General features: G+C 29.3%; 12 protein-coding genes. 1 reads left to right on the top strand and 11 read right to left on the bottom strand.

Annotated features, from left to right (window positions below):
- Positions 1-7: 7 nt before the first annotated feature.
- From K5V21_RS10375 to K5V21_RS10335, 9 genes are all read right to left on the bottom strand, one after another.
- Complete coding sequence (locus K5V21_RS10375) at positions 8-1,078, bottom strand: DNA cytosine methyltransferase (protein WP_221861189.1); 1,071 nt, start codon at positions 1,076-1,078, stop codon at positions 8-10.
- Between the two features lie 23 nt (positions 1,079-1,101).
- A complete protein-coding gene (locus tag K5V21_RS10370) occupies positions 1,102-2,097 on the bottom strand; it encodes a DNA cytosine methyltransferase (RefSeq protein ID WP_221861188.1) in 996 nt (331 codons plus the stop codon).
- Positions 2,098-2,820: 723 nt separating this feature from the next.
- Positions 2,821-4,182 (bottom strand): 23S rRNA (uracil(1939)-C(5))-methyltransferase RlmD, encoded by a 1,362-nt coding sequence (gene rlmD, locus K5V21_RS10365; RefSeq protein ID WP_221861187.1) that lies wholly within the window; start codon positions 4,180-4,182, stop codon positions 2,821-2,823.
- A gap of 24 nt (positions 4,183-4,206) precedes the next feature.
- Positions 4,207-4,638 (bottom strand): RDD family protein, encoded by a 432-nt coding sequence (locus tag K5V21_RS10360; protein ID WP_221861186.1) that lies wholly within the window; start codon positions 4,636-4,638, stop codon positions 4,207-4,209.
- A 29-nt stretch (positions 4,639-4,667) separates the two neighbouring features.
- Positions 4,668-5,372, bottom strand: a complete 705-nt coding sequence (locus K5V21_RS10355) for a hypothetical protein (RefSeq protein ID WP_221861185.1) — start codon at positions 5,370-5,372, stop codon at positions 4,668-4,670.
- Positions 5,373-5,449: 77 nt separating this feature from the next.
- Positions 5,450-7,336 carry a selenocysteine-specific translation elongation factor gene (selB, locus tag K5V21_RS10350; protein WP_221861184.1) on the bottom strand — a complete coding sequence of 629 codons (1,887 nt, stop codon included), beginning with the start codon at positions 7,334-7,336 and terminating at the stop codon, positions 5,450-5,452.
- Complete coding sequence (gene selA, locus K5V21_RS10345; protein WP_221861183.1) at positions 7,333-8,721, bottom strand: L-seryl-tRNA(Sec) selenium transferase; 1,389 nt, start codon at positions 8,719-8,721, stop codon at positions 7,333-7,335. Before selA ends, selB begins: the two co-directional genes overlap by 4 nt.
- Positions 8,722-8,743: 22 nt before the next feature.
- Positions 8,744-9,769 carry a selenide, water dikinase SelD gene (gene selD, locus K5V21_RS10340; RefSeq protein WP_221861182.1) on the bottom strand — a complete coding sequence of 342 codons (1,026 nt, stop codon included), beginning with the start codon at positions 9,767-9,769 and terminating at the stop codon, positions 8,744-8,746.
- Positions 9,770-9,837: 68 nt separating this feature from the next.
- Positions 9,838-10,560: a helix-hairpin-helix domain-containing protein gene (locus tag K5V21_RS10335; RefSeq protein WP_221861181.1), complete on the bottom strand. Its 723-nt coding sequence runs from the start codon at positions 10,558-10,560 to the stop codon at positions 9,838-9,840.
- Positions 10,561-10,683: 123 nt separating this feature from the next.
- On the opposite strand from K5V21_RS10335, the gene K5V21_RS10330 reads away from it, so the two are divergent.
- On the top strand, positions 10,684-11,982 hold the full coding sequence (locus K5V21_RS10330) for a D-alanyl-D-alanine carboxypeptidase family protein (protein WP_221861180.1): 1,299 nt from the start codon (positions 10,684-10,686) through the stop codon (positions 11,980-11,982).
- Between the two features lie 44 nt (positions 11,983-12,026).
- On the opposite strand, the gene K5V21_RS10325 is transcribed toward K5V21_RS10330, so the two are convergent.
- A complete protein-coding gene (locus K5V21_RS10325) occupies positions 12,027-12,935 on the bottom strand; it encodes an RluA family pseudouridine synthase (RefSeq protein ID WP_221861179.1) in 909 nt (302 codons plus the stop codon).
- 28 nt (positions 12,936-12,963) lie between these two features.
- On the bottom strand, positions 12,964-14,505 hold the full coding sequence (locus K5V21_RS10320; protein WP_245000694.1) for an LCP family protein: 1,542 nt from the start codon (positions 14,503-14,505) through the stop codon (positions 12,964-12,966).
- Between the last annotated feature and the right edge of the window lie 21 nt (positions 14,506-14,526).

The raw sequence follows: 14,526 nt of genomic DNA, 5'->3' as shown, positions 1-14,526 counted from the left end.
CCCCTAATTACCTATAGAAATATTGTTTTTTTATTTCCTCTGCTATTTTTTGTACCAATAATGGTGGCACTGCATTCCCAATTTGTCTCCATTGGTCCTTAAAGTCACCATAAAACAAATAGTCATCATCAAATGTCTGTATACGCTTTATTTCTGATATTCTTAGAAACCTATTTTTCCAATGGAAAGGACCCATATTATTAGAAAAGCTAGCTTGTATAGTCCAAGAAGGTCGCTCTGGAGAAAGTTTTAATAAAAATGACCAATATCTTGACCTCCATTTAAAGATAGGATCTGGATAACCTCTTTCTTTAGTAAAATATAAATAGTTCTCCCCAGGCGGAACTAACTTTAATAAATCTTTATGTTTAGACCCAGCTTGCATTTTGGCATCTTCTGGTAGATCATAATCTATATCACCAATTGCTTGCCCACACGTTACCCAAGGCTTCATTTCATTATGTAATAACTCACTATATTTTTCTGGATTATAATGTGTAGATTCCGGAAAAACAAATGCATCTCCAAATTCCTTCTTAACTCCTACACAAATAAATCTCTCTCGTGTTTGAGGGACTCCATAATCTGCTGAATTAATAACTTTATATGATATATGGTATCCTAAATTTTCTGCTTTCTCTTTAAGCAAATCAAAAGCTGCCTGATGAGGCTTAAATACAAAGCCGTGTACATTTTCAAAAAAGAATACCTTAGGATTTAGTTCTTCTAATGCTCTGAAATAATTATATAATGTAAATGAATTCTCATCTTCAAGTGCTCTTTTCTTATCTGTCAAATAAAATCTTGATTTTGAATATGCAGGGCAAGGTGGACCCCCTACTAAACAATCTATTTCCTTTATACCAGTTCTCTCTAAAATAGATTTAAAATCAACATTTCTAATATCATTACACTCAATAATCTTATTGTAGCATTTCGCTCTATTATTGGTATTTAACTCCAAAGTTTTGCAAGCAGGTTCCCAAAAATCTGTAGCAAAAATTATATCATACCCCGCTTTTTCAAACCCTAAATCAATACCTCCTCCTCCTGAGAAAATACTTACTACATTTATCATATCGTTTTGTTTCTCCTTTAATTTTAATTAAATTTAGACCTAGTTATTAATAAATAGTTAAATATTTCTTCTAACATATAGACTGGTATACTATTACCACTTAATTTATAAATTTTGTTACCCATATCTTTAATTCTTTCATAATCATCTAACTCAAAACATTGTAATAACAAAGATTCTTTTGGTGTTATTTTTCTAATGAACCCCTTACTAGAGATAATATTATACCTGCCATTTAATTGTGCTGATAAGGTTGTCATTATCCCATTTTTAGAATATACTCTATATTGTTGACTAGGTTGTTTATTATATATATTTTTTGAATTTAAACATATAACCTTATTTTTAATATTTTCCTTTTTTTCAGGAATAGCTTTTCTTATAATATTCGTTTTACCTTCATTCATTATTCGTTGCTTTATTTCATCTTTTATGTTATCACACTCATCATCTACCAATAATTCATGCAAAGTCGTCAAATGTCGACTTGATTTACTAGGAATATTAAAATCTCCATCTAAACTTCCAATAATAAATACTCGTTCTCTATTTTGGCACACACCAAAATTTTTAGCATTTAGCAATTGATATCTTACAGTATATCCCAATCCTTCTAAAGTTGTAATTATTCTATTAAAATCATTTCTAAATCTTTCATTTAGTAAATTTTTCACATTCTCAAATACAACATATCTAGGCTTTTTACATGAAATTATTTCCATAGCATTCCATATAAGACCACTCCTAGTACCTTCTTTCATTCCTTCTTGTTTCCCATTATGACTTATATCTTGACACGGAAAGCCAGCAACAAATAAATCAAAGTCTTCGAGTTTATCTATTTCAATTTTAGCTATATCTCCTAAATTATTATTTTCACCATATAATTTTTTATAGGCTTCAATAGCATCTTTATTTATTTCTGATGTATATACCACTTCAAACTCAATACCTAAATTAAGTAATGCTTTTCGTGGTGCTCCTATGCCAGCAAATGCCTCAAATACTTTTAATGCCACTTCCTCACCTCATACGTTATTTCTGAATAATATTTACGTAACTAATTATATAAAATAGTTTTTTATTATGCGTTATATTACTTCTTCTTAAAAGTATATTATACATTAAAAATTCTTAAAGTAAAATGTAGTATTAACCCTAAAAATAAATTTATTCCCATATTAATTTAAAATATACATTCGCTATACACTTAATTTATCACAGTAAGTATTTTTCAATATATTTTTTATAAAAACAATACTTTCATATAATACTTGATATGATCTTTGTGTGTAATACCTAAAAACCTATTTTTACTTCTTTTCTTATTTTTCTATCAAAAATAAGAACATATAGATACATAGAATTTAATAGAAAACTAACCAATATTGAAGATACTAATTTTTATTATTATGCTCACAATTTAATATTTTTATATACATGCATGAAAATTCCTATTAAATGTATTAAAACTTATCTAAGTATTTATATAAACATATATTATATTGTAATTCAACTACATTAAATTTTGTTATATAACATTAAATCAATTAGCGTGTTTATTAAATCTTCTAAACACAAAAGTTCCCCAAGACCTAGTCTTAGGGAACATAAAACACATTTCAATATTCAATTAAAACCTGCTGAACCTTTATTACTAAAAGGAACATCTTACTCCATTCCCCTCTGTAAGATGGGCTTTCACACTAAGTTCAGCTATCGCTTTACTAAGTGTTCAATATCTATTTTTTAATTAGCTTTACAACAGTCTCACCATGTGGCGTGTTAGGGAACATATCCTTAACTCTTGTCTTCTCTATCTTGTATCCAGCTTCAATTAATCCCTTAAGATCATTCACTAAAGTTTTAGGATTACATGATACATATACAATCTCCTTTGCATTAAATCTTATTACATACTCTAATGCCTTAGGGCTTACTCCACTTCTTGGTGGGTCTAATATTATAATGTCTGGTTTATCCTTAACTTGCTTTATAGTCTCAGCAACATCACCAGCTATAAACGTACAGTTATCAAGTCCATTAAGCTTTGCATTTTCACGTGCTGCTTCTACTGCTTCTTCAATAAGCTCAAGTCCAATAACCTTTTTAGCCTTAGGTGCAACTATTTGACCTATAGTTCCTGTACCACAATAAAGGTCAAATACCACTTTATTTTCTGACTCTCCCATGAATTCTCTAACTATGCTATAAAGACTTGCTGCCCCTTTAGTGTTAGTTTGGAAGAATGAGAATGGTGATATCTTAAACTTTAGTCCTAAAAGTTCTTCCATTATATGATCTTTTCCATAAAGAATATTAACCTTTTCAGGTATTACTGCATCTGATAATGAGTCATTCTCAGTATGAAGAACTGAAACTAGTTCACCATCAAAGTCTAATCCTTTAATTATATTAACCCATTCTGTTAAATCAAAATCAACTTGTGTTGTTGTTACAAGATTGACTAATAATTCACCAGTATTTTTAGCTTTTCTAATAACTAAGTGTCTTAAGAATCCTTCTCTCTTCATTACTCTGTAGTAAGGAAGATCTGTTCCTCTAAAGTATTCTACTGTAGCTTTTATAACTTTTCTAAAATCTTCATCTACTAATTTACATTTATCAACTGTTATAATACCAAAGCTTGCATTTTTCATGTGCATACCAAGGCAAAGTTCTCCACCTTTATACTCATCACCAAATGTAAACTCCATTTTATTTCTATATTCCCATTGATCATCGCTTCCAGTTACACCCTCATACTCTCCAGTTGTAACTTCAGCATCTTTAAATAACTCAAGAACTTCTTCACTTAAAAGTTCTAATTGCTTTTCATAAGTAAGATTCTGTGATGAACATCCACCACATATTCCAAAGTGGGGACATTTAGCTTCTATTTCATAAGGTGCCTTTTCTAAAACTTCTAAAAGTTTAAGTTCTATAAAATCTGCTCTGCTCTTTTTAACTCTTCCCTTTATTGTCTCTCCTGGGAAAGCATTCTTAACATATATTTTCTTATCCTCCTGAGTTCCTACACCTACTGATGGGAATTCAGTTTTTTCTATTTTAACTGTAATTTCTCTTGCTCTTCTTCTGCCCACTCTTTGTTTCTCCTATTCTTTAAATTATCCGATTCCTAATATTCTCTTTCCAATAGTTCTTATATTCTTTGCTTCAAATATAGGGAAGTATAATATATTAACTATTACATAAATTATAAGTAAAATTGATGTTGGTTCAACTACCATGTAACCTATAAATCCTATTAATAAATCAAATACTAATAATAAAATTGCTGATACCCCTAATATTACTGCTTGATCTAAGATATTTGAAAATAATTTCTTTATAAATGATGGATTTGCATCAACTTCTACAATAATTTTATCTTTATTTTTTTCTTCAGCTTCTTCCTCATCAGTTGATTCAACTACGATATCCTCTTTAACTAATTCTTCCTCAGGACCTTCTTCTTTCTTTAATTCTAAACTCTCTACTACTTCTTCTACGTTAGTATCTTCTTGATTATTAATATCCATACCTTCTTTTTTACTCATTATAGTCCTCCTAAATTTAATTTATTTAATTATTTTATTCCCTCATTTGTCTTTTCAACAAATTTATATACCTTAGTTGATAAAGTATACACTATATAATCTTTACTTACTGCAAACTCCTCAGCTAATCCATTAATATTATCTTCTATTATGCCTTCTTTTTTATCACTCTTAATTATATCCATTATCTTTTTATTTATATCATCATAATTTCTATCTTGAACACCAGTCATTATAGCTGCATATTTAGCTATTGAAGTATCTCCTAGATTGAATTTATCATCTTTTATTGCACCTTCCCCATCAAACTTAAGTGAAAGTTTTAATTGAAGTCTTCCTGAATCTTGTGCATCTCCTAAAAGTTGTGATTGGAATTGCATACTTTCAAGTTTGTTAGCTTCTGGATTTTTATTATCTAGATATATTGATTTAATATTAGCTGTAACTCCATCTATTTGCTCGACCTTATCTTCTTTTTTATAATCTAACCCAAATTCTTTGGTTTTATCTTCAATAGAAGTCATTAAACTATTACTCTTATCAACAAATTCATCATGAGTGAAATCTCTAATCCAATCCCCTTTTAAATCTTTAAATTGCTTTTGATTATCTATATTAATTTCTGCTTTTTTTGTACCTTCATCTGCAGTCTTTTGCTTTTCATTGCTTCCACATCCTGCTAGTGAAAATAATAATGTAGTTGTTATCACTAGACCTATAATCTTTTTAGTCATATATTTACCTCCTAAATAGACCCTCTATTATTGAAATTTGTTCATATTTTTTAATTATAACATTCTTGCTGCTATTCTTACAACATTACGCGTCTATTTTCAACTCTTTTTGTTATTTTTCTACAATCTAACTCTTCTAAAAAAGCTAAGGCTATCTTTCTACTTGTTTTTAAGATATCCCTACATTCTCCAAGAGTTATCTCTCCTTTATCCTTTAAATACCCTTTTACTTTTAATACTCCATAATTAAAGACTTCAACTTTTATTATCACATCATCATTTAACTGAAGTACTTCCCCCTCTTGCTCTAAAATATTTATAATTTTCTTATACTCTAATTCACTAATATTATTTCTCTGTTTTATAAAATCTAAATCAACATTTATAAATCCAATTTCAAGTTCTTTTAATAAATCTCTTTTAAAGTTTTTCTGATTTAAATTTAATCTTCTCTTGAAATTAGATAATGAGATTATTTCCCCGGAAATTGTCATAACTTCGTCTTTGTTTAATAACTTTAAAATTTCATTGAATTCTTTAGATTTAATATCCTTCTTTATTATGATTTTTCTTAATGATTCCTTGGGCATTCCAATTTCTAATGGATTTTTATTATGATAGTCTGAGAGTGACTCTAATAACTCATCTTTTATTATACCTAACTGTTTAACTGAGAATATAATATTTTCCTTACAATTTTCAATAATTACTACTTTTTTCCTATAAAGTAATTTTTCTATAGCCTTATCTATATTAGTTTTGTTAGAATCATTCATATTAAACAGTTCACTTGTATATAAAAATTCCTCTTTCCCCAATCTATCTAGTATATTATCTTCAAGACTTCCCTTTTCTTTTAATATAATATTATCTAAATATAACTTATCACTTTCTCTTATCTTATTTCCATTAGGCTCAATTACTCTTCCACCACCAATATTATACATAGGAGAGTAATTTCTTAAGTAATAGTAATCTCCCTTTTTACTTACTATACCTTCTTCTAATCGTATTTGTACGTACTTCTTATCTTCATCAAAAATATATATTCTTCCCATAACTTCTTTTGTTCCATGATAAACTCTAACTCTTTGTCTATTCTTTATATTATGTACTTTATTGTTCGTTATGTTAAAGGAGCAATCTAATATAAATGATGCCTCCATATCTTCTTCACTACTTATCACTTCTCCGCGCTTAATATCCTCTTTTGCTATTCCCGTAAGATTAATTGCACATCTATTTCCACATCCCCCTATGCTCTCCTTCTTTCCATAGCTTTGAATCTCTCGAACTCTTACAACCTTATTTGATGGATACAATTTTAATATATCTCCCTCTTTTACTTTTCCTTCAAGAGCTGTTCCAGTAACTACAGTTCCAGAACCTTTTATAGAAAATACTCTATCTATACACATTCTAAATGGGAGATCGTCTAAATCATTTTCCTCCTTATTATCTAAGGTTTCCTCAAAAAACTCTATTAGGTCTTGTATACCTTCTTTTGTTTTTGTTGATGTTTTTATTATTCTTGCATTTTCTAATATGCTACCTTTAAAAACATCTCTTATATCATCAATAATTAACTGTATAAGCTCCTCATCACTTTTATCGCACTTTGTTAAGGCTATTACTCCATTTTTTATATTAAGTCCATTTATTATTTGTAAATGTTCTATAGTTTGAGGCATTACCCCTTCATCTGCTGCAATTACAAATAATACTGTATCTACCCCAGTTATACCTGCAATCATATTTCTTATAAACTTTTCATGCCCTGGAACATCAACAAATGCTACTCTTCTCTTTGACTTAAGTATTAAATCAGTAAATCCTAAATCTATTGTTATCCCTCTTTTTTTCTCTTCTTCTAACCTATCAGTGTCAACACCTGTAAGTTCCTTTATAAGAGATGTTTTTCCATGATCTATATGTCCACAAGTTCCTATCATTAATGTTTTCATATCTTTTCTCCTATACTTTTAAAGGCTTCCTTTATTACGTCTATATCATCAAGTATAAGACATCTTCCATCAATAATAATCTTTCCTCTGCTAACTCTAACAACTATTGGTATATGATTTTTCCTAAGTTCTTCTTCTATTACATGGTCCTTTAAAAACTCACTATTAATCTTTAAAACATATGTATCAATCTCTAAAAGTGGCAGAGAACCTCCTCCAACTAGGGATTTTTCTAAGCTTTTCTCTATATTAAACTTATCATCTAAAAATGATAATTCTTTAATTAATAAATCAATTTTATTTTCTATATCTTTAAGTGGCATAGTTAACATATTTATAGTTGGTATATTGAAGCTGCATCCTTTAACATATTCTTTAAGAGTTCCTTCAAGGGCAGCTAATGTAAATTTATCAACTCTAAGTGCTCTATTTAATTGATTTTTCTTAATCTTTTCTATCCACACCCTTTTCCCTACAATTATTCCACACTGTGGACCACCTAAAAGTTTATCTCCGCTAAAGGTAAGAATATCAACACCATCTTCTATACATTCTCTTGCTGTCTTTTCATCAGATGCTCCATCTATATCTAATCTTTCAATAAGTCCACTTCCTAAATCCTCGATTATAGGAATATTGTATTTTAGACTAACATCTACAAGTTCCTTGGACTTAACTTCTTTTGTAAATCCTAATATCTTATAATTTGATGTATGTACTTTAAGTATTGCTCCTGTATTTTCACTTATTGCTTCTTCATAATCTTTAAGATGTGTTCTATTTGTAGTTCCAACTTCTACAAGAGTTCCGCCACTTAATTTCATTATTTCTGGTATCCTAAAGGAACCTCCAATCTCAACTAGTTCCCCTCTTGATATTATTGCTTCTTTATCTTTACATATCGTATTTAGAACTAATAAAACTGCTGCTGCATTATTATTTACAACTAGTCCATCCTCTGCCCCTATTAAATACTTTATATCTTCAATTACATTCTTATATCTACTTCCACGCTTTCCTGATTCTAAATCATATTCCAAATTTGAATAATAAGTTGCTGCTTTAATTAAAGCCTTTTTACTACCTTCTGATAATATTGACCTTCCAAGGTTTGTATGTATAACTATTCCCGTTCCATTTATAACTCTTTTAAAATTCATATCATCTAATAAACTAATAATCCTTTTAAATTCCATTAAACATTCTTCCTGCAAAGAAAAAATGGAGGAAGTATCCTCCATTTTTAAAATTCTTTTTCTTATAATGTCTATGGAGAGTCTTAATTTTTCTACAACTAAATCCCTTGGTAATCTATTAAGATACTTTTGAACCTCTTCTTCTTTTAAAAGAGTATCAACTTTTGGTAATCTTCTTAATAGTTCCATATAAAACTCCTCCGCTAAACTTTTATTTGACAACTATATTGTATTCTTCTTTTTCTATTACATGCCCTACTACCCAAGACTTTATATCCTTCTCTTTAAATTCTTTTAGAATATTATTTCCAACATCTTCACTACAGGATATAAGAAGTCCTCCTGATGTTTGAGGATCGAATAGTATATCTTCAAGCCAATTTGGAACATCATAAAGCTTATAGCTATTACTAATATAAGCTTTATTTTGGTAAGCACCTTGTGGTATAAGACCAAAGTTTGCATATTCCTTTGCTTCTTTTATGTAAGGTATACTTTCTTTGTATAACTCAAAAGTAATATTTGATCCTTCAGCCATTTCATTTACATGACCCATAAGTCCAAATCCAGTTATATCTGTACAAGCTGTAATATCATACTTTCTTATAACTTCTCCAGCATATTTATTAAGAAGTGCCATCCATTTTATAGCTTCATCTAAGCCTTCCTTTGATGCCATCTCCACTTTAGCTGCAGTATTTATAATTCCTACTCCTAAAGGCTTTGTAAGTATTAATATATCACCTGGCTTAGATCCACAATTTTTCAGGATTTTATCTGGATGAACTACTCCTGAAACTGAAAGTCCATACTTTGGTTCATCATCTTGAACAGAATGGCCTCCAATAACAACAGCACCAGCTTCTAATACTTTATCTGCACCACCTCTAAGGATTTCACCAAGTATACTTCTATCTAAGCAGTTAGGGAAGCATACAATATTTAATGCTACCTTTGGTTCTCCTCCCATTGCATAAACATCACTTAATGAATTTGCAGCTGCTATTTGTCCAAATGTATAAGGATCATCCACAACCGGTGTAAAGAAATCTAAAGTCTGAATAAGTGCTATATCATCACTTAATTTATATACTGCCCCATCATCTGAGGTATCAATCCCTACTAATAAGTTGTCATCTACCATACTTGGTATACTTTTTAAAATATCTGAAAGAGCACCCGGCTCTATTTTAGCTGCTCAACCAGCAGTCTTTGCATAATTGGTTAACTTAATCATTTATGTCACCCCTTCTCTAAAGGTTTATATATTTATTGTACATCATGATTATAAAATCTCAAAATACTTTATACTGATATAGAATCCTTTATCTTTAAGAAGGTTCCTTCACCAATTCCACTTACATTTTTAATATCTTCGATAGATTTAAAACTCCCATTTTCTTCTCTATAACTTATGATAGCCTTAGCCTTTGATGGACCTATACCATTTATTTTAACAAGGTCACTCTCATCTGCTGTATTAATATTTATTATTCCATTACTATCATTGCTACTATTTAAACTTCCATTACCTGATACTATAGGTATAGATTTTTCTTTAGAATCATTTTTAGTTTCTTTAATCTCTGCACTCTCTTCCTTACTTGGTATTACAACACATTTATTATTTGTAAGCTTTTCTGCTCTATTTACTAAATCTAGTGATGCTTTTTCCGTAAGTCCTCCAGCTTCTTTTATAAGATCCTCAACTATACTACCTTCATCTAGATAATACACTCCTTGATTCCTAACTTCTCCTTTTATATCAACAGCTATTTTATTATCTTTAAGCTTTATAGCTTCTCCACTTTCTTTGTTTTCACCTTTTGATTCATTCCCACTTGATATTTTCTCTTTACTACTTTTACTTTCAGACTCTTCTTCATTAATATCTTCTTCAACAAAAATGCTATCATTATTATTTTTATTAAGCTCTCTTCTACCACTAAATAAGTAATTTATAAAAAGTCCACTTCCTAAAATTATAAGTATAGCTACTAATCCAATACTCTTCTTTTTTGAATCCATATAAAATCTCCTAGTTTTTTTCTAGATTATTAACATTTTTTAAATAATTTATGATACAATTGTGGAAAATAAAAGAACTTTTTGTTAAAATAAAAAAATCAAACTTAATAATAAGGAGAGCTTATGAGTAAAAAATTTAAATCTGTGGTAAAATTTCTATTTTTTATACCTATTTTCTATAGTTTAATTTTAACTAGTGCAAATGCACAAGAAGCCCCTCCAGAGCTAAATGCAGAATCTGCAATATTAATTGATAGTAAAACTGGTCAAGTTTTATATTCTAAAAATGATGATGTTAAACATTTCCCTGCGTCCACAACTAAAGTCCTTACAGCATTAGTTGTACTAGAGAATACAAAGCTCAGTGATATTGTTACAGTAGGAGCTAACCCTCCTTTTGCAAAGGGCAGTTCAATTGGCTTAAAAGAAGGAGAAAAGTTTAGTGTTGAGACACTTCTTACAGGTCTTTTACTTGAATCTGGTAATGATTGTGCTGAAGCTTTAGCTGAACATGTTGGGGGATCTATTGATGGATTTGCAAAAATGATGAATAAAAAAGCAAAATCTATTGGCTGTAAAAATTCTAATTTTGAAAATCCAAGTGGTTTACCTGATGATAAGCATGTAACAACGGCTTATGATTTAGCTTTAATAATGAATGAGGCAATAAAGAATCCTGATTATATTAGAATTTCAAAATTATTATCTGTAGAATTGCCACCTAGTAATTTAGATGGAGCTAAAAGATGGGCTAATAATCATAATTACTTAATTAATCCAAATTCTAAATACTATTATCCTAATGCTCTTGTTGGTAAAAGTGGTTATACAGATGTTGCTAGACATACCTTTACTATATCTGGCCAAAAAGATGATCAGGTATTAGTTGCAACATTTTTGAAAGCAGAAGATAAAGATGCAAATTATAAAGATATGGCAAATCTTTTAGAGTATGGATTTAATAATTTTAAGGAGCATAAGTTATATTCTAAAGATCAAGAAATCGATAATATAAAGGTTACAGATGATATTAACATACCTATAGTTATTGATAATGATGTATTTTTTACTGCTGAAAAATCTAATTTAGATGGTATAAATCCTACTTTAGATTACAAATTACCTAGAATGATAAAAAAGAAATCACTAAAAAAAGGTGATGTAATAACAACTGCTAAGGTCATGGTAAATGGAAAAGCTGTATCTGAAGTTAATTTATTAAGTGGTATAGATAGAGAATATAGCTTTAAAATAGCAATATCAGAAATGATTACAAATAATTTATTTAATATTATTGGGATATCATTAGTTATACTTATAATTTTAATAATTATTAGAATTATTATAGTTAGAAATAGAAGAAAAAAGAGAGCTTTCTATAATAAATTAAAGCGTATTAAGAAGAAAAAAAATATTTATTAATATAAAAAACATCAATTACTTAATTGTAATTGATGTTTTTTGATTTATTTAATCTTTTCAATTAATTGTTTTAAATCATCTGGAAGATTTGCTCTTAAGCTCAATGGTTTTTCAGTCTTTGGTGATTTAAAATCTAATCCATAGGCATGAAGTGCCTGCCTATTTATAAAATCCTTCTCTTCATCTCCATCGCCGTATAAGAAATCTCCATATATAGGATGACCTAAATGAGATAGATGAACTCTTATTTGATGTGTTCTACCAGTTTCAAGTAGACATTCAACTATATCTCCACCTTTAAAGCTTTCTAAAACTTTATAATGAGTTATACTTCTTTGTCCTCTATCATCTACAACTCTCTTTATACTATCAAATCCATCCCCTTCTTGAGGCTTATATATTGGAAGATCTATAGTTCCCTCTTTTTCTTTAAGGTTTCCATGGACAACTGCAATATATCTTTTTTTAATATTGTTTTTCTCCATCTCCTTTGATAGTGCCATATGTGCAAATTGATTTTTGGCAATTAAAATAAGTCCTGAGGTATTCATATCTAACCTACTTACAAGTCTTACTATACAATTTGATCCAGTTTCCTTAAAATAATTTATAACACCATTTGCTAAGGTTCCTGATTGATAACTTTTTGTAGGATGAACAACTAGAAATGGTCTTTTATTCACAACTAGTATTTCCTCATCTTCATATACGATATCTAAATCCATTTTTTCTGGTGCAATATCTTGGTTTTCTTCTCTATCCAAGTTTATCTTTAGGTTATCCCCTGTAGATACCTTAAAATTCATTCTAACTACTTCATCATTTATAAATATTCTTTCTTCCCTAGCTGCTCTACTTATAAGTCTTGATGAAAAGTTTAATCCCTCTTTTAAGTAATTTCTAATTTTAACTCCATCATATTCTGATGGGACAGTTTTTTCTAAGGTACTCAAAGCTTAAAGTCCTCCTAATTTATAAATCTTAATAATTTTTAGCATCATTTCCAAGTATAACTATTACATCATACCCTGTATCTGCGTACTTTGAATTAATACTCTCATAATCAGTTATTGATTTAAAATTCTTTTTAAGAGAATTCTTTATATTGTCATTGTCAACCATGATTACACTCTTATCTCTAAGATCTGTATTTCCTGTATCAACATTCTTATAACCAAGTTGTTTAAGTTCTATTTGGTAAGTTGCTGCAAGTCCACTTATTTTTGTTGCATTTAACACCTTTATTCTTACATCTTGAGGCTTTATATCTGCACTTCCAGTATCTGATGAGTTAAGTGCTTTTATTAAATCTGCATTTGCTTCTTTATTAAATATAAAGTAAGATTGACCCTCTATCATTTTAGAGTCTCCTTTAACTGTAGTCATTTTAATATTACTTGGCTTTAATGTGGCTAATTTTAGTCCATATTTAAATATTGTACTTCCAGTCATATTAGTCTCTACATTTTGCTCTACTGCTTTAAGTATTCCTGGTATCTTAAATATTATTGCTGGACTAGTACATTTTTTAACAACTTGCTCTAAGAATGCATGTTGATTCTTTATTCTATCTATATCTCCATTTGGAAGTCCTGTTCCATCATTATTTTTTCTCCATCTAAAGAATTCTTCTGCCTTCTTACCATCTAGATGAACCGTTGTTCCCTTTTTGAAGTCAATACGTAGATTTTGAGATTTATCAGTGTAATCCATATTGTGTTCTATCTTCATATCAACTCCACCAATTGCATCAATAAAATCTCTGAAGCCTTTATAATTTACTTTAGCTAGATAATTTATTTTAACATTTAGTAATTGCTCTACTTCTGTTATTACTCTTTGATCTCCTCCAATTGGATATGCAGCATTCATCTTCCATCTACGTCCATTTATAGTGATTAGAGTATCTCTTGGGATTGATACTATATTTACTTTTTTAGTTTTAGGGTTAAAGTTTACAAGCATCATAGTATCAGTTCTTTTAATAGCTTCATCATTTGGATTATTTACATCCCCAACGTCCATTCCAAGAAGTAAAATATTTACGGTCTGATCCATAGGAACTTCCACTGGCGCTATCATCTTATCAGTACTTATATTGTTAACAAGTTTTGCTATTCTTACTCCACCTATTACAAGAAGTATTAAAAGTGCTGCAATTATTATTCCAAATATCTTCTTAAATGATATTCTCTTTTTCTTCTTTTTCTTTGATATATTCTTTTTTGAATTCCTACTTTTATTTTGCAAATTGCTAGGTACAGCTTTTCTAGATGGACTCTTTCTACTTTCAAAGTCTCTATCTGTAAAGCCTTCTTGCGATCTCCTTGGAGACTCAACTCTTCTTCTTGCATCATTAGCAGGAATATATCCTTCATCTAAACTTCTCTTGCTTACTTTTTTTCCCCTTTTTAGCTCTTCATTTCTTTTTGCAATACGTCTTTTTCTTCTTATAGCTTCTTCTCTTTCACTTTCGTTTCTTTTTCTTCTGGAAGAATCATTAGATCTTCTATCATCCGTCAAATTTTCTACACCCCATCTCCA

The sequence above is a fragment of the Clostridium sardiniense genome, from assembly GCF_019753795.1.
In the GTDB taxonomy this organism is placed as follows: domain Bacteria; phylum Bacillota; class Clostridia; order Clostridiales; family Clostridiaceae; genus Clostridium; species Clostridium sardiniense.
Note: the sequence above shows the minus strand (reverse complement) of the source record. Positions and strands in the feature narration are given on the sequence as shown.

What these genes read in the sequence shown, in the direction of transcription:
- selB (WP_221861184.1), bottom strand. Translation starts at nt 7,336, where the DNA reads ATGAAAACATTAATGATAGGAACTTGTGGACATATAGATCATGGAAAA.
- K5V21_RS10335 (WP_221861181.1), bottom strand. Translation starts at nt 10,560, where the DNA reads ATGGATTCAAAAAAGAAGAGTATTGGATTAGTAGCTATACTTATAATT.
- K5V21_RS10330 (WP_221861180.1), top strand. Translation starts at nt 10,684, where the DNA reads ATGAGTAAAAAATTTAAATCTGTGGTAAAATTTCTATTTTTTATACCT.
- selA (WP_221861183.1), bottom strand. Translation starts at nt 8,721, where the DNA reads ATGGAACTATTAAGAAGATTACCAAAAGTTGATACTCTTTTAAAAGAA.
- K5V21_RS10360 (WP_221861186.1), bottom strand. Translation starts at nt 4,638, where the DNA reads ATGAGTAAAAAAGAAGGTATGGATATTAATAATCAAGAAGATACTAAC.
- K5V21_RS10375 (WP_221861189.1), bottom strand. Translation starts at nt 1,078, where the DNA reads ATGATAAATGTAGTAAGTATTTTCTCAGGAGGAGGAGGTATTGATTTA.
- K5V21_RS10355 (WP_221861185.1), bottom strand. Translation starts at nt 5,372, where the DNA reads ATGACTAAAAAGATTATAGGTCTAGTGATAACAACTACATTATTATTT.